The organism is Kitasatospora sp. NPDC001664 (assembly GCF_053596675.1).
In genome coordinates this window covers 133,067-153,234 of record NZ_JBSFGS010000022.1, presented here as the reverse complement: position 1 = coordinate 153,234, position 20,168 = coordinate 133,067, and the positions used below count along the sequence as shown (strand labels likewise).

Here is a 20,168-nt window from a genome sequence, read left to right as displayed (position 1 = left end):
AAGCTGTGTATGCGATCCGTGTTCCTTACCCCACCAGCGGAGCTCCCCCGTGCTGTCCAGCTACCGCCAGATCTTCGCCGCCCCCGGCACCCTGGCCTTCTCGTTCTCCGGATTCATAGCCCGGATGCCGATCTCGATGACCGGCATCGGCATCATCACCATGCTGTCCCAGCTGCGCGGCTCCTACGGGCTGGCCAGCGCGGTCTCGGCCGCCATGGCCGTCTCGGCCGCGGTGCTCGGCCCACAGGTCTCCCGGCTGGTCGACCGCTACGGACAGCGGCGGATCACCCTGCCCGCGACGGCGGTCACGGTCGCCGCGGCGGTGGTCCTGCTGCTGCTGGCCCGGGCCGGGGCGCCCAGCTGGACGCTCTTCCTGCCCGCGATCGGGATGGGCGTGATGCCCAGCGCCGGCTCGATGGTCCGGGCCCGCTGGGCCAACCTGTACAGCTCGACCCCGCCCAAGCTGCACACCGCGTACTCCTTCGAGGCGGTGGTGGACGAGATCTGCTTCATCATCGGCCCGATCCTCTCCGTCACGCTGGCCACCAGCGTCTTCCCGGAGGCCGGCGTGCTGCTGGCCGGGGTCTTCCTGCTGGTCGGCGTGCTGCTCTTCACCGCCCAGCGGCGGACCGAGCCGCCGGTGCGCACCGAGGAGCACCGGGCCGGGCGGTCGGCGATCTTCTCCAAGGGTCTCCAGGTGCTGGTGGCCACCTTCGTGGCGACCGGCGCGGTCTTCGGTTCGGTCGAGGTGGTCACCCTGGCCTACGCCGAGGCCGAGGGGCACAAGAGCCTGACCGGCGTGGTGCTGGCGATCTACGCGCTCGGCTCCTGCCTGGCCGGGGTGGTGTTCGGGACGCTGAAGCTCACCGGATCGATGGCCACCCGCTTCCTGGTCGGGGTCGCGCTGATGGCGGCCAGCATGGTGCCGCTGGTGGTGGTCGGCTCGCTGGTGCACGGCACCGCCGGGCTGGTCGCGATCAGCGCCGCGCTGTTCGTGGCCGGCATCTCCATCTCGCCGACCCTGATCACCGCGATGGCGCTGGTCGAGCGGCTGGTGCCGGCCACCCAGCTGACCGAGGGGATGACCTGGACCACCACCGGCCTGGCCCTGGGCGTGGCACTCGGCTCCTCGGCCGGCGGCCTGGTGGTGGACGCGGCCGGCGCCTCGGCCGGGTACTGGGTGCCGGTGGCCTCCGCCGCCTTCGGCGCGCTGGTCGCCCTCGGCGGCATCCGGCGGCTGCGCGCGGGGCTGCCCGCCCCCGAGGCGCAGCAGCCCGTGGCGGTCTGAGACCGCTCCCCTCCGAATGATCGTCGGCGTGCCCCGGACCCCTGTTTTCCGGGGCGCGCGGCGACTACGCTCCCCCTACCCACCGGTACGGAGCGGGCCGAGGCCCGGAGCGGAGGCACCCCCATGCCCCAGGCCACCTGGCGGAACTGGGCCGGAAACCAGAGCGCCCGGCCGAGCCGGACGGCGACGCCGCGCTCGGTCGAGGAACTGTCGGCCCTGATCGGCCACGCCGCCGAGCAGGGCCGGACGGTGAAGGCGGTCGGCTCCGGCCACTCCTTCACCGCGATCGCCTCCGCCGGGGACGGCCTGCTGATCCACCCCGACGGCCTGTCCGCGCTGCGCGGCATCGACCGCGAGGCCGGCACCGTCACCGTCGAGTCCGGCTTCCCGCTCTGGAAGCTCAACCGGACCCTGGAGGCGGCCGGCCTCTCCCTGACCAACATGGGCGACATCGAGGTGCAGACCGTCGCCGGGGCCACCAGCACCGGCACCCACGGCACCGGCCGCGACTCCGGCTCGCTGGCCGCGCAGCTGCGGGCGGTGGAGATCGTGCTGGCCGACGGCTCGGTGCAGCAGTGCTCGGCGCAGCAGAACGCCGAGCTGTACCAGGGCGCCCGGCTGGGCCTCGGCGCGCTCGGCGTGGTCAGCGCGCTGACCTTCGCGGTGGAGCCGCTCTTCCTGCTCACCGCGCACGAGCGGCCGATGGGCTTCGAGGAGGTGCTCGGCTCCTTCGAGGAGCTGGCCGCCGTCAACGAGCACTTCGAGTTCTACTGGTTCCCGCACACCGACCGCTGCTCGGTGAAGCGGAACAACCGCAGCCAGGGCCCGGCCGCCCCGCTGCCGCGCTTCAAGGCCTGGCTGGACGACGAGTTCCTCTCCAACACCGTCTGGGAGGGCGCCTGCCGGGTCGGCCGCCGCTTCCCCGGCTCGATCCCCACCATCGCCCAGCTGGCCAGCCGCGCCTGGTCCGAGCGGACCTTCACCGACGTCGCGTACAAGGTGTACACCAGCCCGCGCACGGTGCGTTTCACCGAGATGGAGTACGCCGTCCCGCGCGCGGCGGCCACCACCGTGCTGCGCGAGCTCAAGGCGCTGGTCGAGCGCTCCGACTGGAAGGTCAGCTTCCCGGTCGAGGTGCGGGTGGCACCCGCCGACGACCTCTGGCTCTCCACCGCCAACGGCCGGGACAGCGTCTACATAGCCGTCCACCTCTACCGGGGCACCCACGAGCAGGGCTACTTCACCGAGGTGGAGAAGCTGATGACCGCTCACCAGGGCCGCCCGCACTGGGGGAAGCTGCACACCCGCGACGCCGAGTACCTGGCCTCGGTCTATCCGCACTTCGGCGACTTCACCGCGCTGCGCGACAAGGTCGACCCGGGCCGGCTGTTCGCCAACGACTACCTGCGCCGGGTGCTCGGGGACTGACGGCCGGTCAGGGCGAGGGGCTCCCGGACGGCGGCTGCGCCGCGGGCTCGCCGGAAGGGGTCGTGCCCTGCGTCGGGGTCGGCGACGGGGTCGGGCTGGGGGTCGGGCTCGGCGTCGGCGTCGGGCTCGGGCTGCCGGAGGGGGAGGAAGAGGGCGAGGAGGACGGACTTCCCGAGGGCGTCCCGCTCGGCGTCCCGGACGGAGTCCCGGACGGGCCTCCGCTCGGCGTGGCCCCCGGCTGCTGCTTCTCCTCCGACGAGGTGTCAGGAGACGGCGGGGACTTCTCGACCGTGCCCCCGAAGGAGGTGCCCTGGCCCTGCTCGCCCTTGACGGTGGCCGCCACCGGCTGACCGGTGATCAGCTCGAAGGACACGATCGGCACCATCGCCAGCGCGAACACCAGCCCCGAGACCGCCAGGTACGTCCTCCAGGTCCAGCGCCGCTTGGCCCGCACCGTGGTCGGGTCGTTCCACTCCTCGGACAGCTCGGACACCTCGGTGACCTCGGGCAGCGGATCCCGCTTCGACCCCTGGGTGCGGTCCACGACCTGACGGAGTTGCTCCCCACCGCGCCGGAACCAGTGCTGGAGGACCGCGCTCCCCGTGGTGGCACCGATCGAGACCACCGCGGCGCCCAGGATGGTGCCGTAGACGCCCAGCTCGGAGGCGAGCAGCGCGCCGACGATCGTGGCCAGCGCGCTCGCGGCCACCTGGGCCACGCTCAGGTCGATCCGCCGTCGGCCGCCCTCCCCCTCCTTCTCCTCGGTGGTGGTCGCTTCGGTGCGCTGCTGGGGCATCAACATCCCTCGGTCGGTACGGCTGTTCATCCGGAAAAGTCCCTCCATCTTGCACAAAGGAGGACACAACGGGCGAAAATCTGGTTCTTGGCCGCCGATATATGTGAAGATGATCACCGCGCACTGACCGACCGTCGGCTATTGGAGTGCCCGCCCTTGAGATTCCCCTGAATCCGGGGAGACTTGAGCGGCGAGCCGCCCCTCTGGATGCCACGAATGGAGTACTGTTCGTGGAGCCTGAGCCTCGGTCATCAGTGTCGGCTGTCCAGCGGACGGCGGCCGGGGCCCCCGGGCGCGACGTCGACCGGCGACGTGGCAAACAGGCAACCGTGCCACAACGGTGCGTCAGGGCGGAAGCCCGACACGCCGAGTAACTCTGCAAGGTTGTGGCCAGTCGTGAGTGGGCAGGCCACACTCAGTACGGGAGCAGCGACGCAGGTGACGTCGGCAGGCACCACCCGGGAGGTAACCGTGCCCGAACTGCGCGTCGTGGCCGTCAGCAACGACGGCACACGGCTGGTGCTCAAGGCTGCCGACAGCACGGAGTACACCCTCCCCATCGACGAGCGGCTGCGCGCCGCCATCCGTGGTGACCGCCCGCGCCTCGGCCAGATCGAGATCGAGGTCGAGAGCCACCTGCGCCCGCGGGACATCCAGGCGCGGATACGAGCCGGTGCCTCCGCCGAGGAGGTCGCCCAGGCCGCCGGCATCTCCGTGGACCGGGTGCGCCGCTTCGAGGGTCCGGTGCTGGCCGAGCGCGCGTTCATGGCCGAGCGCGCCCGCAAGACCGCGATCCGCCGGCACGGCGAGACCACCGGCCCGCAGCTCGGCGAGGCCGTCGCCGAGCGCCTCGCGCTGCGCGGGGCGGAGAAGGACACCGAACGCTGGGACTCCTGGCGGCGCGACGACGGCACCTGGGAGGTCATCCTCTCCTACCGGGCCGACGGCGAGGGCCGCAGCGCCGGCTGGACGTACGACCCGCCGCGCCGGCTGGTGCAGCCGAACGACGACGAGGCACGGGCGCTGATCGGCGAGAACGTGGAGCGGGAGGAGGACTCCGTCTTCCCGTTCATCCCGCGGATCGCCCGGCTGCCCCAGGACCGTCCGTCCCGCCCGATGATCGAGCGGCCCTCGGCCGACCGGATCATGGCCCGGGAGGTGCGCGAGGTCCGGGAGGTCACCGCGGCGGCGGCCACCGCCGAGGTCCGCGACCCGCTGACCAGCCTGCTGGACGTGGTGCCCTCCTTCGTGCCCGCCATCGAACCGGTGGTGGCGGCCGAGGCCGAGCCGGATGAGGTCGAGGAGGCCGCTCCGGCGGCCAGCGTCGGCGCCGGTTCGGCGTACGCGGACATCCTGATGCCGCGGGCGGTCGCGCCGCACCGCGAGCGGCTGGTCGGCACCACCGACCGGCAGGCCGAGGCGGACGGGGTCCGGCCCGGTCGGCGGGCCACGGTGCCGAGCTGGGACGAGATCGTCTTCGGTTCGCGCCGCAAGAAGCAGGACTGACCGGCCGTCAGGCCGTGAGCGCGGGAGGCGGGGCCCCGAGGGGCCCCGCCTCCGCCGCGTTCCGGGGCCGGGCCGGCACCCGGTCGCGGCAGGGTCGGCCGTCTCAGGCGCCGGTCGCGGCCGGGTTGGCCGGGTCGGCCGACCACTCGCTCCAGGAGCCCGGGTAGAGCGCGGCCCCGTGGTGGCCGGCCACCGCGAGGGCCAGCAGCTCGTGCGCGGCGGTGACGCCGGAGCCGCAGTAGACCGCCACCCCGGAGGCCTCCTCGACGCCGAGTGCGCGGAACCGCACGGCCAGCTCGCCGGCGGGCAGGAAGCGGCCGTCGGCGGCCAGGTTCTCGGTGGTCGGGGCGGAGACCGCGCCGGGGATGTGCCCGGCCCGCGGGTCCACCGGCTCGACCTCGCCGCGGTAGCGCTCCCCCGCACGGGCGTCCAACAGCAGCCCGGTGCGGGCGAGTTCGGCCGCACCGCCGGCGTCCACGGTGGGCAGCGCGCCCGGCTCGGGCTTGAAGTCCCCGCCGCCGCCGGCCGGGGCCTCCGTGGTCAGCGGGCCGCCCGCCGCCGTCCAGGCGGCCAGACCGCCGTCGAGCACCCGGACGTCCCGGTGGCCGGCCCAGCGCAGCAGCCACCAGGCCCGGGCGGCCGAGGTGGCCGGCCCGGCGTCGTAGACCACCACGGGCCGGTCGGCCCGCACCCCGGCGCGGCGCAGTGCGGCACCGAACACCTCCGGGTCGGGCAGCGGGTGCCGCCCGGCGGCACCCGGCGGGGCGGCCAACTCCCGGTCCAGGTCCACGTAGTGGGCGCCGGGCAGGTGGCCGGCCGCGTACTCCTCGGCGCCGGGCGGGCCGCCCAGGGCCCAGCGGACGTCCAGCAGGGCGGGGGCGTCGGCGCCGCCGAGGGCGGCGGCCAGCTCCTCGACGTCGATCAGGGGGGAAGGGGTGCTCATGCGCGCCATTCTTCCTCCGAAACTCCCTCCTTTGTACGGTCTTTGCGCGGCTCGCCGGGGCATGTACACCACGAGTCCGCCTTCGCGGTGGAACCATTCCCCTGCGACCGGAGCACTCCGAGGAGGACCGCCATGACCGCGGTGAAGGCACGGCTTGCCCAGGGCACGCCCTGCTGGGTGAGCCTGATGACCGGCGATCCGGAGGGCGCGCAGGAGTTCTACCGCGCCCTGCTGGGTTGGGAGTTCGAGCCGGGGCCGACCCCGTTCGGCGGCTACGTGCGCGCCACCCTGGGCGGGGCCCGGGTGGCCGGGCTGGGCGTCACGCCGCCCGGCTCGGGGCACGGGGTGGAGTGGACGACGTACTTCGCGGTGGACCAGGCCGACGACGTGGCGCAGCGGATCCGGGAGTGCGGCGGCACCGTGGCGGTCGGCCCGGTGCAGGCCGAGCGGGCCGGGCGCGTCGCCATCGCGGCGGACGTGACGGGCGCGGTGTTCGGCCTCTGGCAGGGCGAGGAGCACACCGGCTGGGAGCTGGTCGGCGTGCCGGGTGCCCCGGCCCGGGTGGAGCTGCTGACCCCGGACCGGGAGGGCGCCGGGTACTTCTACGACGCGGTCTTCGGGGCCGGCCCGGAGCGGACCTTCCGGAGCGGGGAGGAGCTGCGGGACGGGCCGCCGCGCTGGCGGGTCCACTTCGGCGTCACCGACCCGGACCTGACGGCCGACCTGGCCGAGCGGCTGGGCGGGCGGGTGCTGGTCTCCCCGCACGACACCGGGCACGACCGGGTGGCCCGGCTGGCCGATCCGCAGGGCGCGCGCTTCTCGGTGATCGCGGTCTCCTGACGCAGGCTCAGGAGAGCGGCAAATCAGGCCTGTTGGGCGCCCGCCTCGCCGAACGGCAGCACGTCGGGCGAGAGCACCGAGGCACGGGCGGTGGCGGCGGTCAGCCTGCGCCGGTGGTGGCGGCGGCAGAGCACCTCGTAGCCGACCTCGGCCTCGCTCTTGGCGATGTCACCGACCACCACCTGGGCGCCCTCGACCACCATCACCCCGCCGACCGTGCGGGCGTTGTGGGTGGCCCGGGCTCCGCACCAGCAGAGCGCCTCGACCTGGAGCACCTCGACCCGGTCGGCCAGCTCGATCAGGCGCTGCGAGCCGGGGAAGAGCCGGGTGCGGAAGTCGGTGGTGATGCCGAAGGTGAAGACGTCGATGGAGAGTTCGTCCACCACCCGGGCCAGCTGGTCGACCTGCTCGGCGGTGTAGAAGTTGGCCTCGTCGCAGATCAGGTAGTCGACCTTGCCGCCGGCCGACAGCAGGTGCACCACGTGGGCGTGGAAGTCGAAGCCGTCGGTCACCTCCTTGGCCTCGGCGCGCAGGCCGAGCCGGCTGGAGATGGTGGAGGCGCCGGCCCGGTCGTGCCGGGAGAAGATGATGCCCCGTCGGCCCCGGGCGGCGTGGTTGTGGTCGAGTTGGAGCGCGAGCGTCGACTTGCCGCAGTCCATCGTGCCCGAGAAGAACACCAGGTCAGCCATGGGTGGAACGGGGGCCTTTCGGTCGTGAGAGCTGGGGTCGGTCAGCTGCGGACTTCGAGCAGCGGCACGATCTGCTCCACCGCCGTCATCGACCCGTGCAGGCCGATCATCGAGGACTCGCCGGGCTCGCGGCGCGAGGCGATCACCGCGACGTCGTCGCGGGCGGCCGCCACCACGTCGCCGATCCGGTGGTACACCCGGTCCTCGACCACCGGGCCGAACCAGCCGGCCGCGATCGCCTGGTCCCGGGTGGCCACCCAGAACCTGTCGCCCAGCACCTCGCTCCAGACCGTGAAGACGTCGCCGGCCGCCCCGGGCACCGCGTACACGTGCCGGGCCCGGCCCTCGCCGCCGAGCAGGGCGACGCCCGCGCCCAGCTCCCAGTCCTCGTCGAAGTCGATCCGGTCCTCGGGGGCGACGTCGATCATGCCGTGGTCGGCGGTGACGTACATCGCCGAGCGCGGCGGCAGCTGCTCGGCCAGCCGCTTGGCCAGCCGGTCCACCGCGAACAGCGCCATCCGCCACTCGCCCGAGTCCACCCCGTACCGGTGGCCGGTGCCGTCCAGCTCGCTGACGTAGGTGTAGACCAGCGCGCGGTCGTGCTCGGCCAGCCACTGGGCGGCCAGGTCCATCCGCTCCTCGCCGGTGGTGCGGCCGAGGAAGGTGCCGCCGGAGAGCGCCACCTGGGTGAGCGGGGTCTGGGCGAACAGCGGCGAGGAGACCTGTGCGGTGGCCACGCCCGCCTGGTGCACCCGCTCGAAGACGGTGGGGTGCGGCTGCCACTCGCGCGGCGGCACCGGGGGCTGCCAGCGCAGCTGGTTCATCAGCTGGTCGCGCCCCGGCACGGCCACCGTGTACCCGGCCAGCCCGTGCGCGCCGGGCGGCAGGCCGGTGCCGACCGAGGCCAGCGAGGTGGCGGTGGTGGACGGGAAGCCGGAGGTGACGGAGCGTCCGCCCGCCGCGATCAGCGCGTTCAGGAACGGCGCGTAGTCCGGGTTCCGCTTGATCAGCTCGTAGCCCAGGCCGTCCACCAGGAAGACGCAGACCCGGTCGGCGGGCTCCAGGCCGAGGCCGTCGGCGAAGCCGGCCAGGCCGAAGCCGGCCGCCACCGCGGGCAGCAGGTCGGAGAGCGCGCCGGTGCCGTAGCGCGGCACGGGGGCGTCGGAGGGGTCGAGGATCTCGAAGTCGTCGTACCCGAGGTGCGTGGTCATGAAGGTGCGTCAGCCCCGGTTGATGGTGGCCTCGGACAGCGCCCGGGCGAAGACCAGCGACTGCGCGACCGTCTCCGGACCGTCCCCGGCCTCGCTGACCCGCAGCGACAGGTCGTCGGCGGTGGCCGAACCGGTGTAGCCGTGGTCGGCCTCGCAGTTCGGGTCCGAGCAGCCGGCCGGCTCCAGGTCGATCCGCTGGACGGCGCCCCAGCCGATGGTCAGCACCACCTCGCGCGGCAGCGTGCCGGGGGTGTACGTCTCGGGGTTGGCCACCATCCGGGAGAGCACCACGGAGTTGATCCGGTCGATCCGGACGCACTCGGTGGAGGTGGTGGCGTACGGCACCGGGTTGGACCCGTCGGCGTTCTGCTCGTCGGTGTGGCTGACCACGAACCGGCTCGGCGTCAGCACCAGGACGGTCACGTGGCGGCGCACCTCGTTGGAGTCGAAGGTGGTCTCCTGGTGGACCAGGTAGGAGACGATCGGCTCGGAGCCCACCGCCGACTCCACGGCCTCCGACACCAGGGCCGGGTAGTAGCCGCTGCGCTCGATCGCCGACCGCAGGTCCTGGGTGGTGGTGGTACCGGTCTTCGCCATAGCTCCATCCTGGCATGTCCCGCCGACGTGGCGGTCGGCGCTGCGCCGGACTTCCGGCCTCTTCGCGTCCGGTGTCGGACACAACCTAGGAAGGTTACAGGGTGCTCATGGCGCGCGGCCCCAGATCGCTGCGGACCGGCAGCGGCGCGATCCGCACCCGGGCCGCCAGCACGGCCAGCCCGCGCGGTGCCACCACCACCGGGTCCAGGTCCACCGAGGCCACCTCCGGGAGGTCGTCCACCAGCCGGGAGACCCGCAGCAGCAGCTCCTCCAGGGCCCCGGTGTCCACCGGCTCGGCGCCCCGCCAGCCGAACAGCAGCGGGGCCGCCCGCACCTCGCGGACCAGCGCCGAGACGTCCTGGTCGGTGGCCGGGACCAGCCGGTGTGCGACGTCGCCGAGCAGCTGGGACGGGGCGCCGGCCAGGCCGAAGGAGAGGATCGCGCCGACCGCCGGGTCGACGGTGGCGCCGATCACGGTGTCCACCCCGCGCGGCGCGAGCCGCTGCACCACCAGCCGGGCCCTGGCCGCTCCGCCCAGCAGCGCGTCCAGCTCCCGGAAGGCGCGCCGCAGTCCGGGCTCCCCGGTGAGGTCCAGGCGGACGCTGCCCAGGTCGGCGCGGTGGCGCAGGTGCTCGGCGGTGGCCTTGAGCGCGACGGGGTAGCCGAGCGCGGCGGCCGCCCGCAGGGCGCTCTCCTCGTCGGGCGCGGGCAGCGCGGGGTGGACGTCGATGCCGTAGTGGCCGAGCAGCTCGGCGGCCTGCTCGTCGGAGAGGACGATCCGCGCGCCGCCGGGCTGGGTCCGGGCCGCCACCGCCGTCCTGGTCTGCAGGGCGGCCTCCACCAGGGCGCGGGCCCGGTCCTCGGCGATCCGGTCCAGCTCGGGGACCCGGGCGGTCTGCTCGGCCTCGGCGGTGCGGCGGCGCCAGTCGGCGTAGCGGGCCGCCTGGGCCAGCGCGTGCACGGCCCGCTCGGGTGCCGGGTAGGCCGGGATCCGGGCCGCCTTGAGCCGCTCGGGCAGGTCGGTCAGCGCCAGGTGGGCGAGCAGCAGCGGCTTGCCCAACTCCCTTGCCCTTCCGGCCACTTCGATCAGGGCGTCGGCGAACTCCGGCTCCTGGGCGCCGCGTTCGGTCGGTGGGCGGTGGGTGGCGATCGGCGGGATGGTCACCGCGATCACCGCGTCCACCGCCGGGTCGGCCAGCGCGGTGTCCAGCGCGATCCGGAAGTTCTCGCCGGTGGCGCCGGTGGTCAGGTCCACCGGGGTGCCGGGGCGCAGGCCGGCGCTCAGGCAGGCGTCGTGGGTGAGCAGTCCGAGCGAGTCCGAGTTGCCCACCACAGCGACGCGGTCCCCGGCCGGGAGCGGCTGGAAGGCCAGCAGCTCCCCGGTGTCGAACAGCTCGGTGATGGTCTCCACCCGGACCACCCCGGCCTGCTGGAACAGCGCGTCCACGGTCTCGTCCCGCAGCCCGCTGGAGGCCGGCTGCACGGCGTGGCCGGGCGGCAGGCTGCCGGTGTGCCGGGCCCCCTTGACCACCACCACCGGCTTGCTCGCGGCTAGGCGCCGGGCGATCCGGGTGAACTTCCGCGGGTTGCCGAAGGACTCCAGGTAGAGCAGCACCACCTCGGTCGCCGGATCGTCCTCCCAGTACTGCAGCCAGTCGTTGCCGGAGACGTCGGCACGGTTGCCGACCGAGGCGAAGGAGGAGATCCCCAGGCCCCGGCGGTGCGCGGTCTCCAGCAGCGCCACCCCGATCGCCCCGGACTGGCAGAACAGGCCGAACGGGCCCCGGCCGGGCAGCGCCGGGGAGAGCGAGGCGTTCAACGGCCGCTCGGGATCGGTGTTCACCAGGCCGAAGGCGTTCGGCCCGATCACCCGCATCCCGGCCGCCCGGGCCTGGCGCACCAAGGCCCGCTGGCGGTCCCGCCCCTCCGGACCGGTCTCCGCGTAGCCGGCGGTGACCACCACCAGGCCCTGCACGCCGTGCGCCCCGCACTCGGCGACGGCCTGCGGCACGGCGGGCGCCGGGACGGCGATCACCGCCAGGTCCACCGGGCCGGGGATCTCCAGCACCGAGCGGTGGCTGGGCACGCCGTCGATCGGGGTGCCCGGCTCCGCGTTCCGGTTCACCGCGAACAGCTCGCCCGCGAAGCCGCCGCCGCGCAGGTTGCGCAGCAGCGAGCGGCCGACCGACTGCGGCTGGCGGGAGACCCCGATCACCGCGACCGAACGGGGCGTCAGCAGCCGCTGCACCGAACGCGCCTCGGCCCGGTGCTCGCGGGCCCGCATCACCGCCAGCGCGGAGTCGGTGGGCTCCAGGTCGAACTCCAGGTGCACCACGCCGTCGGCGAAGGACCGGCGCTGGACGTAGCCCGCGTCGGTGAAGACCTTCACCATCTTCCGGTTCTCCGGCAGCACCTCGGCCTGGAAGCGGCGGATGCCGCGCTCCTGGGCCACGGCCGCGATGTGCTCCAGCAGCGCCGAGGCCACGCCGCGGCCCTGGTGGGCGTCCTGCACCAGGAAGGCCACCTCGGCGTCCGTCCCGGTGATGGAGGGGCGGCCGTCCGGGTCGATCCGGTCGTAGCGGACGGTGGCGATGAAGCGGTCCCGCACCACGACGGCCAGGCCGACCCGGTTGACGTAGTCGTGGTGGGTGAAGCGGCGGACGTCCTTGTCGGAGAGCCGGGGGTACGGCGCGAAGAACCGGAAGTACTTCGACTGGTCCGAGACCTGTTCGTAGAACTCCACCAGCCGGTCGGCGTCGGCCTCGGTGATCGGGCGGATCCGGGCCGTGCCGCCGTCGCGCAGCAGGACGTCGGCCTCCCAGTGCTGGGGGTAGCTGTGCTCGTCGCCGTGCGGCGCACCGTCTTCCACAGCGTCAGGTTAGACGCTCCCGGCCTCCACCGAGCAGGCCTCTCACCCCGGCGGCCCGGCGGGCCCCGCCTGCGCTTCCGGCTCGGCCCGGGCCCCTCCCCCGCCCTCCCCCCGGCTCCGCGCAGCGGCCCCCTCACCCCTTCGCCCCGGCGAGCCTGCCCGGCACCGCGGGTGGTCCCGGGCAGGCTGGGACTTTGGCCACCAAAGAGTCCCGCACCGGCGCGACCTCGCCGTTTGCATGCGACACTGGTCTAGACAACCCAGCTCCACCAGCACCACCTGAAAGGCACGTCACATGGCTGAGCGCCGCGTCACCATCGGTTGGGCCGAGGGCCTGCACGCCCGTCCCGCCTCCGTCTTCGTCCGGGCGGCGACCGCCGTGGGCGTGCCCGTCACCATCGCCAAGGAGGGCGGCAACCCGGTCAACGCCGCCTCCATGCTGGCGCTGCTGGGCCTCGGCGCCCAGGGCGGCGACCCGGTCGTCCTGGCCTCCGACGCCGAGGGCGCGGACGAGGCGCTGGACCGCCTGGCGAAGCTGGTCCAGGAGGGCCTGGACGAGCTCCCCGCCGCCTGACGCACCATCCGAAGGGGCGCGCCACCGGTCAGCCGGCGGCGCGCCCCTTCCGTGCGCCCGGACCTCAGAACACCGACCACCCCGTGGCCGTGGTCAGCGCGTCCAGCGCCGCCACGCCCAGCACCGAGTTCCCCGCCTGGTCCAGCCCCGGGCTCCACACGCAGACCGCCCCGCGCCCCGGCAGCACCGCCAGGATCCCGCCGCCGACCCCGCTCTTGCCGGGCAGCCCGACCCGGAAGGCGAACTCCCCCGCCGCGTCGTACGTGCCGCAGGTGAGCAGCACCGCGTTCACCCGCTTCGCCTCGCTCCGGCTCAGCAGCCGCGACCCGTCCGCCCGCACCCCGTGCCGGGCCAGGAACCGCCCCACCAGCGCCAGGTCCCGGCAGCTCGCGGTCATCGCACAGTGCGCGTAGTAGTGCGCCAGCACGCTCTCCACCGGGTTGCGCAGGTTCCCGTAGCTGGCGATGAAGTGCGCCAGCGCCGCGTTCCGGTGCCCGTGCCGGGCCTCCGAGGCGGCCACCGCGTCGTCCACCTCGATCGCCTCGTTGCCCGACTCCGCCCGCAGGAAGTCCCGCACCGCGCCGACCGCGTCCCCGGTCAGCTCCAGCAGACGGTCCGTCACCACCAGGGCGCCGGCGTTGATGAACGGGTTGCGCGGGATGCCCTGCTCCGTCTCCAGCTGCACCAGCGAGTTGAACGGATTGCCGGACGGCTCCCGGCCGACCCGCCGCCACAGCGCGTCGCCGTCCTCCCCGCCCTCGGCGAGGGCCAGCGCCAGGGTGAACAGCTTGGAGACGCTCTGCACCGAGAACGGCGTCTCCCAGTCCCCCGCGCCGTACACCTCACCGTCCACCGTCGCGATGGCCATGCCGAACGCCGTCGGGTCGACCGCCGCCAGGGCCGGGATGTAGTCGGCCGGCCGGCCGCGCTCGGGCGCGCTCAGCGCGGTCGCCATCGCCTGGTGCAAGAGCTGCTGGTAGTCCACCCGGCCATTGTGCGAGCACGCGTCCCACCAGTCGAAATGCCGTTCGCATTCGGACGGCCGCACCGCCTACGGTGCCGGGATGACCGCCACCGCCCCGCCACCCGCACCACTGCCCGCACCGCCGCTCGTCCCGCCCCGCGCCGCCCTCCGGGACACCCTCGGCGTGGGCATCGGGATCTTCCCGCTCGGGCTGGCCTTCGGCGTGCTGCTCACCCAGAGCGGCTACGCCTGGTGGTGGGCCCCGCTCTTCTCGGTGCTGATCTACGCCGGCTCGGTGGAGTTCCTGGCCATCGGCCTGCTGCTCGCCGTCACCCCGCTCGCCTCGCTCGCCATGACGACCTTCCTGGTCAACTTCCGGCACGTCTTCTACGGGCTCTCCTTCCCGCTGCACCGCGTCCGGGGCCGGCTCGGCAAGGCCTACAGCGTCTACTCGCTGACCGACGAGGCCTACGCCCTCACCGCCACCAAGCCGGCCGAGACGCTCTCCTCGGGCTACGTGCTCGGCATCCAGGCCCTCTGCCAGGCCTACTGGGTGACGGGCGGTCTGCTCGGCGCCCTGCTCGGCTCCGCCCTCCCGGCCGGCCTGGAAGGACTGGAGTTCACCCTCACCGCCCTGATCGCGGTCCTCGCCGTCGAGGGCTACCGCGCCACCCGCGACGTCCCCGGCCCGGTCCTCGGGCTGCTCTCCGCGCTGACCGCCCTGCTGATCGCCCCCGACCAACTGCTGGCCGTCGCCCTCGGCCTCTACGTCGCCGCCCTCGCCGTCCGCCACACCCTCAGGAGCCGCCGCCGTGCCCAGTGACCGCTACCTCCTGACCGGCCTCCTGGTGATGCTCGCCGTCACCCTCGCCCTCCGCGCCGCCCCCTTCCTCCTGCTCGGCCGCCTCCGCGACTCCCCCTTCCTCACCTACCTCTCCACCGCCATGCCCGCCGGCGTGATGGTCATCCTCGCCGTCTACACCCTCCACGGCACCACCGCCGCCACCGCCCTCCCCGCCACCGCCGGCCTGACCACCACGGTCGGACTCCAACTCTGGCGGCGCAGCGCCCTGCTGAGCGTCCTGGCGGGCACGGCGGTCTACATGACGGCGCTCCAGCTCGGCTAAGCAGACAAATCGCCTTTAGCAAATCCATCCGATCGGATGGTCCGAGCCGATTTCAGGAACGACGCACATCATCGGCCTCCACGCTGGGCGGCATGAACGACTTCGACCTCGAACGCCCCGAGCACGCCTACATGTTCGGCTTCCTTCAGGCGGACGGGCACCTCCGCCTGGAAAGCCGCAACAGGGGCCGCCTCACTGTGGAGATCTCCGCGCGCGATGCCCCACTCCTTGAGGAGTTCCAGCGGCTCTGCCCCTACTACAGCTCGATCAGGTACCGCACCCGCAGCACCAACTTCGCCGCCGAACACACCTCGGTCGTCTGGACGGTCTGCGCCCGCGAGTTCCGCGAGACGCTCCAGGCGCTCGGCCTACCTCCCGGCCGGAAGTCCGACACCATAGCTCCGCCCACGGTGCCACACTCCGAACGCGACTACCTGCGCGGCTTGGTGGACGCTGATGGCTCACTGGGCCGTACCGGGAGGGACCTGCCGTTCATCGGTCTCACCACCAAGAGCGATGTGATCGCCGCTCACTTCGGGGCGTACGCCGAGCGGATCACCGGCCTCCGACGCATCATCAACCGCAACTCCCGTGACGACATCTACAACATCTGCATCACGCGAGAGGATGCCGTCGCGATCACCGACGACCTCTACTACCCGGGTTGCCTGGCCCTGCCGAGGAAGCTCGAGTCGGCACATCAGGTGACGAGTTGGATCCGGCCTGCCAGTGTGCGGAAGATCAGTCGTCGCTCCTGGACCGACGAGGAGACCGAACTCCTCCTCGCCACAGCGGACCCGGCGGAGGCCGCCGTCCTGCTGAACCGCACGGTCCAGAGCTGCCAGATGCGCCGCTGGCGCGTCCAAGGACCGAAAAAGGCCAGGGTGCGCTTCCCGCGCCCCCTGGCCTGATCCGTCAACCCTTCACGCAGATGAGCTGCTTGAGCTGAGCCACCACCTCGACGAGGTCGCGCTGCTGGTCCATCACCTTCTCGATGGACTTGTAGGCGCCCGGGATCTCGTCCACCACGCCGCTGTCCTTGCGGCACTCGACGCCCTTGGTCTGGTCTGCCAGGTCCTGCGCGGTGAACTTCTTCTTCGCCGCCGTCCGGCTCATCTTCCGACCCGCGCCGTGCGAGGCCGAGTTGAACGCCGCCGCGTTGCCGAGGCCGCGGACGATGTACGAACTGGTGCCCATCGAGCCCGGGATGATCCCGTACTCTCCGCCGCCGGCCCGGATCGCGCCCTTGCGGGTGACCAGCAGGTCGACGCCGTCGTACTGCTCCTCCGCCACGTAGTTGTGGTGGCAGCTGATCTCCGGCTCGAACGCGACCTTGGCCTTCGGGAGCTCCCGCCGGACGACGTCCTTGAACAGGGCCATCATCAGCGCACGGTTGTACTTGGCGTACTCCTGCGCCCAGAACAGGTCCGAACGGTAGGCCGCCATCTGCGGGGTGTCCGAGATGAAGACCGCCAGGTCACGGTCGACCAGTCCCTGGTTGTGCGGAAGTCCACGGGCGACGCCCATGTGATGCTCCGCCAGCTCCTTGCCGATGTTCCGCGACCCGGAGTGCAGCGTCAGCCAGATCGACCCCTCGGTATCGAACAGCAGTTCGAGGTAGTGATTTCCGCTGCCGAGCGTCCCCATCTGCTGCATGGCCCGCTCACGCCGCCACTTCACCTCCGGAGCGACCCCGTCGAAGCGCTGCCAGAAGTCGTCCCAGCCCGCCGTGGCGAAGCCGTGGAGCTTGCCCGGATCGATCGGATCCGAGTGCAGCCCACGCCCCACCGGGATGGCCTGCTCGATCTTCGAGCGCAGCCGCGACAGGTCGTCGGGCAGGTCCTTCTTCGTGAGCGAGGTCTTCACCGCGCTCATCCCGCACCCGATGTCGACGCCGACCGCCGCCGGGCAGACCGCGCCCTTCATGGCGATGACGGACCCGACCGTGGCGCCCTTCCCGAGGTGCACGTCCGGCATCACGGCGAGGCCGTGCAGCCACGGGAGGGAGCTGATGTTGCGGAGCTGCTGCATCGCGGCTCCCTCGACCGTCGAGGGGTTGGTCCACATCCGGATCGGGACGCGGATGCCGGGTACTTCGGTGTACGACATGGTGAACGACCTCCACGGGTCGGCTGGTTCAAGCGTAAGGAGAACGAACTGCCACGCGAAGCTTCCGGCGTGGCTCGGGGAAGACCGAGAGGGCTCAGAGAGCCGCACAGGGGAAGTACGGCCTCGGGGAGCCAGTTCGTCGCTCGACCCGCATGGTGACCGCCTCCTCTCCCGTGCTCGATGGCCGCCCGTGTGGCGACGGGAGCAATCTAGCCACAGCCACCGACAGCGGCACAACGAAATAAAAGACGGCCCGGCGGAGCCGAAAGGGCTCCACCGGGCCGCGTGCCGACGGTGCGTCAGCTCACCACGGTGACCTCGCCGATCCCCAACTCCCGTACCGCGTCCGCGAACGCGGAGGCGTCGCCGACCAGCACGGTGACCAGCCGGTCCGGCGGGAAGGCGGCGACGACGGCCGAGGTGGCGGCGTCGGTGCCGAGGGCGGCGAGCTGCCGGTAGACCTCGGCCTGGTAGTCGTCGGGCAGGTACTGCTCGACCTGGTCGGCCAGGGTGGCGGCCACCGATCCGGCCGTCTCGAACTTGAGCGGGGCGACCCCGACCAGGAACTGCACGGCCTCGTCGCGCTCGGCGTCGGTGAGGCCCTCGGCGGCGAGGGTGCGCAGGATGGTCCAGGTGTCGGCCAGGGCGGGGGCGGTGGAGGCGGTGTCCACCGAGCCGCTGATGGCGAGCAGGGAGCGGCCGGTGCCGGCCGCGTTGGAGCGCAGCGGCTGGGCGAAGGCCCGCACGCCGTAGGTGTAGCCCTTCTCCTCGCGCAGGACGCGGTCCAGGCGGGAGGTGAGGGTGCCGCCGAGGCAGTAGGTGCCGAGGATCTGGGCGGCCCAGTCGGCGGAGTGGCGGTCGGGGCCGATCCGGCCGATGAGCAGCTGGGTCTGGACCGATCCGGGCCGGTCGACGATGACGACCCGTCCGGTGTCGTCGGCGGTGACGGCGGCGTGCGCGCTGGGCTCGACGGCGGTGCCGGTCCACTGGCCGAGGGTGGCCTCCAGCAGGGCGGGGAGGTCGATGCCGGTGAGGTCGCCGACCACGACCGCGGTGGCGGTGGAGGGGCGGACGTGCGCGGCGTAGAAGGCGTGGACGGCGGCCCGGGTGATGTTCTTGACCGTGTCGGCGGTGCCGCTGCGCGGGCGGGAGAGGCGGTCGGCCTCCTCGAAGAGCTCGGCGTAGAGGGCCTTGGCGGCGCGGCGGGCCGGGTTGGCCTGCTCGTGCTGGATCTCGTCGAGGCGGTTGGCGACCAGGCGCTCGATCTCGTCCTCGGGGAGGGCGGGGGCGCGCAGGGCGTCGGCGACCAGGCTGAGGCCGCGCTCCAGGCGGGAGGCGGGGACTTCGAGGGAGACCCGGATGCCGGGGTGGTCGGCGTGGGCGTCCAGGGTGGCGCCGGCCCGCTCGAGCTCGCCGGCGAACTGCTCGGCGGTGAGGGTGTCGGTGCCCTCGCTGAGGGCGCGGGCGAGGATGTTGGCGATGCCGTCGAGGCCGTCGGGTTCGGCGGCCAGCGGGGCGTCCAACTGGATCTCCACGGCGACCAGTTGCTGGCCGGGGCGGTGGCAGTCCAGCACCGTGAGGCCGTTGCCGAGGACGGACCGCTCGGGGGCCGGGAAGGCCCACGGGCTCGGGTCGCCGGCGGTCGGCTTGGGGTGGAAGGTCATGGTGGGGGTGGGGTCGGTCATGCCGCCGCCTCCTCGTCCTCGGTGTCGGCAGCATCGTCGGTGGTGGTGGGCTCGTACACCAGGACGGCCCGGTTGTCGGGCCGCAGGCGGGCGGCGGCCACGGCCTTGACCTCCTCGGCGGTGACGTCGAGGACCTTGCCGAGCGCCTCGTTGAGCAGCTTGGGGTCGCCGAACAGGACCGCGTAGCGGCAGAGTTCGTCGGCGCGGCCGGCCACGGTGGTGAGGCGGTCGAGCCATTCGCGCTCGATCTGGGCCTGGGCCCGCTCGAGCTCCTCGGCGGTGGGGCCCTCGGCGGCGAAGCGGGCGAGCTCCTCGTCGACGGCGGTCTCGATCTGGGCGATGGTGGCGTCGCCGGAGGTCTTGACGTCGAGCCAGCCGAGCGAGGGGGCGCCGGCCAGGCGGAGCAGGCCGAAGCCGGCCGAGACGGCGGTGCGGTCGCGGCGGACCAGCCGGTTGTAGAGCCGGCTGGACTCGCCGGAGCCGAGGATGGTGAGCGCCAGGTCGGCGGCGTCGGCCTCGCGGGTGCCGTCGTGCGGCAGGCGGTAGGCGGCCATCAGGGCGCGGGAGGGGACGTCCTCGCGGATAAGCTCGCGGACCTCGGCGCCGATCACCCCGGGCAGGGTGCCGTCGCGCAGGGGCTGCTTGCCGTCGTGGGCGGGGATGGTGCCGAAGTACTTCTCGACCCAGGCGATGGTCTGCTCGGGGTCGAGGTCGCCGACGATGGAGAGCACCGCGTTGTTGGGCGCGTAGTAGGTGCGGAAGAACGCGCGGGCGTCCTCCAGCGTGGCGGCGTCCAGGTCGGCCATGGAGCCGATCGGGGTGTGGTGGTACGGGTGGCCGTCCGGGAAGGAGAGCGCGGTGAGCTTCTCGAAGGCGGTGCCGTAGGGCACGTTGTCGTAGCGCTGGCGGCGCTCGTTCTTGACGACGTCGCGCTGGTTCTCCATCGAGGTGTCGTCGAGGGCGGCCAGCAGGGAGCCCATCCGGTCGGCCTCCAGCCAGAGCGCGAGCTCCAGTTGGTGGGCGGGCATGGTCTCGAAGTAGTTGGTGCGCTCGAAGCTGGTGGTGCCGTTGAGCGAGCCGCCGGCGCCCTGGACCAGTTCGAAGTGGCCGTTGTTGGAGACGTTGGCGGAGCCCTGGAACATCAGGTGCTCGAAGAGGTGGGCCAGGCCGGTGCGCCCCTTCACCTCGTGGCGGGAGCCGACGTCGTACCAGAGGCAGACGGCGGTCACCGGGGTGAGGTGGTCCTCGGAGAGCACCACGCGCAGGCCGTTGGCCAGGCGGTGCTCGGTGATGGCGAGTCCTCGGGTGGAGGCGGGGGCCGGGTTGGCCATGCTGGGTCCTTCCCGTCTTCGGTCGGTCGCGGCCGGACGGCTGGTCCGGGTGGCAGGGATGCCGTTCCTCATTCTGGTGCAACGCACGGCGCGTCCGGTTGTGCCCGCGCCAACGGTGCGTTCGCCACGGGCGGACGCGGCGTCAGGGGGGAGGGGGTTGACTGGGGCTGTCAGCCTTAGGGTTCACAATGGGGGGCGCCGTACCCCGGCG

18 protein-coding genes are annotated in these 20,168 nt (G+C 73.1%); 8 read left to right on the top strand and 10 right to left on the bottom strand.

Translation table 11 applies throughout. The features are described 5' to 3' along the window. The first annotated feature begins 49 nt into the window (after positions 1-49). Complete coding sequence (locus ACWCYY_RS28230) at positions 50-1,288, top strand: MFS transporter (RefSeq protein WP_380149862.1); 1,239 nt, start codon at positions 50-52, stop codon at positions 1,286-1,288. A 123-nt stretch (positions 1,289-1,411) separates the two neighbouring features. Then, a complete protein-coding gene (locus ACWCYY_RS28225) occupies positions 1,412-2,716 on the top strand; it encodes a D-arabinono-1,4-lactone oxidase (protein WP_345283252.1) in 1,305 nt (434 codons plus the stop codon). 7 nt (positions 2,717-2,723) lie between these two features. On the opposite strand, the gene ACWCYY_RS28220 is transcribed toward ACWCYY_RS28225, so the two are convergent. After that, entirely contained in the window at positions 2,724-3,512 is a 789-nt protein-coding gene (locus ACWCYY_RS28220) for a hypothetical protein (RefSeq protein ID WP_449797622.1), read from the bottom strand. A gap of 438 nt (positions 3,513-3,950) precedes the next feature. On the opposite strand from ACWCYY_RS28220, the gene sepH reads away from it, so the two are divergent. Beyond that, the gene (gene sepH / locus ACWCYY_RS28215; RefSeq protein ID WP_345283248.1) at positions 3,951-5,018 is read left to right on the top strand and encodes a septation protein SepH; all 1,068 of its coding nucleotides are present in this window, start codon (positions 3,951-3,953) and stop codon (positions 5,016-5,018) included. 103 nt (positions 5,019-5,121) lie between these two features. On the opposite strand, the gene ACWCYY_RS28210 is transcribed toward sepH, so the two are convergent. Further along, positions 5,122-5,961: a sulfurtransferase gene (locus ACWCYY_RS28210; protein ID WP_449797621.1), complete on the bottom strand. Its 840-nt coding sequence runs from the start codon at positions 5,959-5,961 to the stop codon at positions 5,122-5,124. Between the two features lie 132 nt (positions 5,962-6,093). On the opposite strand from ACWCYY_RS28210, the gene ACWCYY_RS28205 reads away from it, so the two are divergent. Then, positions 6,094-6,801 (top strand): VOC family protein, encoded by a 708-nt coding sequence (locus ACWCYY_RS28205; RefSeq protein WP_449797620.1) that lies wholly within the window; start codon positions 6,094-6,096, stop codon positions 6,799-6,801. Positions 6,802-6,824: 23 nt separating this feature from the next. Here ACWCYY_RS28205 and ACWCYY_RS28200 read toward each other — a convergent pair whose 3' ends face one another. From ACWCYY_RS28200 to ACWCYY_RS28185, 4 genes are all read right to left on the bottom strand, one after another. Further along, positions 6,825-7,490 carry a thymidine kinase gene (locus ACWCYY_RS28200; protein ID WP_345283242.1) on the bottom strand — a complete coding sequence of 222 codons (666 nt, stop codon included), beginning with the start codon at positions 7,488-7,490 and terminating at the stop codon, positions 6,825-6,827. Between the two features lie 41 nt (positions 7,491-7,531). Beyond that, positions 7,532-8,701, bottom strand: coding sequence for an alkaline phosphatase family protein (locus ACWCYY_RS28195; RefSeq protein WP_345283240.1), 1,170 nt, complete (start codon positions 8,699-8,701; stop codon positions 7,532-7,534). Positions 8,702-8,710: 9 nt separating this feature from the next. Next, positions 8,711-9,298 (bottom strand): DUF5998 family protein, encoded by a 588-nt coding sequence (locus ACWCYY_RS28190; RefSeq protein ID WP_345283238.1) that lies wholly within the window; start codon positions 9,296-9,298, stop codon positions 8,711-8,713. A 94-nt stretch (positions 9,299-9,392) separates the two neighbouring features. Next, complete coding sequence (locus ACWCYY_RS28185) at positions 9,393-12,167, bottom strand: bifunctional acetate--CoA ligase family protein/GNAT family N-acetyltransferase (protein ID WP_449797619.1); 2,775 nt, start codon at positions 12,165-12,167, stop codon at positions 9,393-9,395. A 295-nt stretch (positions 12,168-12,462) separates the two neighbouring features. On the opposite strand from ACWCYY_RS28185, the gene ACWCYY_RS28180 reads away from it, so the two are divergent. Beyond that, positions 12,463-12,741 carry an HPr family phosphocarrier protein gene (locus tag ACWCYY_RS28180; RefSeq protein WP_380149860.1) on the top strand — a complete coding sequence of 93 codons (279 nt, stop codon included), beginning with the start codon at positions 12,463-12,465 and terminating at the stop codon, positions 12,739-12,741. Positions 12,742-12,805: 64 nt separating this feature from the next. On the opposite strand, the gene ACWCYY_RS28175 is transcribed toward ACWCYY_RS28180, so the two are convergent. After that, positions 12,806-13,726 carry a glutaminase gene (locus tag ACWCYY_RS28175; protein ID WP_380149859.1) on the bottom strand — a complete coding sequence of 307 codons (921 nt, stop codon included), beginning with the start codon at positions 13,724-13,726 and terminating at the stop codon, positions 12,806-12,808. A 79-nt stretch (positions 13,727-13,805) separates the two neighbouring features. Here ACWCYY_RS28175 and ACWCYY_RS28170 point away from each other — a divergent pair, with 79 nt between their 5' ends. The 3 genes from ACWCYY_RS28170 to ACWCYY_RS28160 all read left to right on the top strand — a co-directional run bounded on the left by ACWCYY_RS28170 (position 13,806) and on the right by ACWCYY_RS28160 (position 15,743). Beyond that, positions 13,806-14,528 (top strand): AzlC family ABC transporter permease, encoded by a 723-nt coding sequence (locus ACWCYY_RS28170; RefSeq protein ID WP_449797618.1) that lies wholly within the window; start codon positions 13,806-13,808, stop codon positions 14,526-14,528. Beyond that, complete coding sequence (locus ACWCYY_RS28165; RefSeq protein ID WP_345283234.1) at positions 14,518-14,832, top strand: branched-chain amino acid transporter permease; 315 nt, start codon at positions 14,518-14,520, stop codon at positions 14,830-14,832. Before ACWCYY_RS28170 ends, ACWCYY_RS28165 begins: the two co-directional genes overlap by 11 nt. Positions 14,833-14,924: 92 nt before the next feature. Then, on the top strand, positions 14,925-15,743 hold the full coding sequence (locus ACWCYY_RS28160; RefSeq protein WP_449797617.1) for a hypothetical protein: 819 nt from the start codon (positions 14,925-14,927) through the stop codon (positions 15,741-15,743). Between the two features lie 4 nt (positions 15,744-15,747). Here the strand turns inward: ACWCYY_RS28160 and ACWCYY_RS28155 are convergent, their stop codons facing one another. From ACWCYY_RS28155 to ACWCYY_RS28145, 3 genes are all read right to left on the bottom strand, one after another. Further along, complete coding sequence (locus ACWCYY_RS28155; RefSeq protein ID WP_345284489.1) at positions 15,748-16,941, bottom strand: RtcB family protein; 1,194 nt, start codon at positions 16,939-16,941, stop codon at positions 15,748-15,750. Positions 16,942-17,240: 299 nt separating this feature from the next. After that, positions 17,241-18,626: a M16 family metallopeptidase gene (locus tag ACWCYY_RS28150; protein WP_345284487.1), complete on the bottom strand. Its 1,386-nt coding sequence runs from the start codon at positions 18,624-18,626 to the stop codon at positions 17,241-17,243. Then, entirely contained in the window at positions 18,623-19,957 is a 1,335-nt protein-coding gene (locus ACWCYY_RS28145) for a M16 family metallopeptidase (RefSeq protein WP_449797616.1), read from the bottom strand. The genes ACWCYY_RS28150 and ACWCYY_RS28145 overlap by 4 nt, the downstream gene beginning before the upstream one ends. Between the last annotated feature and the right edge of the window lie 211 nt (positions 19,958-20,168).

Excerpts from the sequence above, each read along its gene's own strand:
- ACWCYY_RS28225 (WP_345283252.1), top strand. The coding sequence starts at position 1,412 with ATGCCCCAGGCCACCTGGCGGAACTGGGCCGGAAACCAGAGCGCCCGG.
- ACWCYY_RS28220 (WP_449797622.1), bottom strand. The coding sequence starts at position 3,512 with ATGCCCCAGCAGCGCACCGAAGCGACCACCACCGAGGAGAAGGAGGGG.
- ACWCYY_RS28210 (WP_449797621.1), bottom strand. The coding sequence starts at position 5,961 with ATGAGCACCCCTTCCCCCCTGATCGACGTCGAGGAGCTGGCCGCCGCC.
- ACWCYY_RS28205 (WP_449797620.1), top strand. The coding sequence starts at position 6,094 with ATGACCGCGGTGAAGGCACGGCTTGCCCAGGGCACGCCCTGCTGGGTG.
- ACWCYY_RS28200 (WP_345283242.1), bottom strand. The coding sequence starts at position 7,490 with ATGGCTGACCTGGTGTTCTTCTCGGGCACGATGGACTGCGGCAAGTCG.
- ACWCYY_RS28195 (WP_345283240.1), bottom strand. The coding sequence starts at position 8,701 with ATGACCACGCACCTCGGGTACGACGACTTCGAGATCCTCGACCCCTCC.
- ACWCYY_RS28190 (WP_345283238.1), bottom strand. The coding sequence starts at position 9,298 with ATGGCGAAGACCGGTACCACCACCACCCAGGACCTGCGGTCGGCGATC.
- ACWCYY_RS28180 (WP_380149860.1), top strand. The coding sequence starts at position 12,463 with ATGGCTGAGCGCCGCGTCACCATCGGTTGGGCCGAGGGCCTGCACGCC.
- ACWCYY_RS28170 (WP_449797618.1), top strand. The coding sequence starts at position 13,806 with ATGACCGCCACCGCCCCGCCACCCGCACCACTGCCCGCACCGCCGCTC.
- ACWCYY_RS28160 (WP_449797617.1), top strand. The coding sequence starts at position 14,925 with ATGAACGACTTCGACCTCGAACGCCCCGAGCACGCCTACATGTTCGGC.
- ACWCYY_RS28155 (WP_345284489.1), bottom strand. The coding sequence starts at position 16,941 with ATGTCGTACACCGAAGTACCCGGCATCCGCGTCCCGATCCGGATGTGG.
- ACWCYY_RS28150 (WP_345284487.1), bottom strand. The coding sequence starts at position 18,626 with ATGACCGACCCCACCCCCACCATGACCTTCCACCCCAAGCCGACCGCC.
- ACWCYY_RS28145 (WP_449797616.1), bottom strand. The coding sequence starts at position 19,957 with ATGGCCAACCCGGCCCCCGCCTCCACCCGAGGACTCGCCATCACCGAG.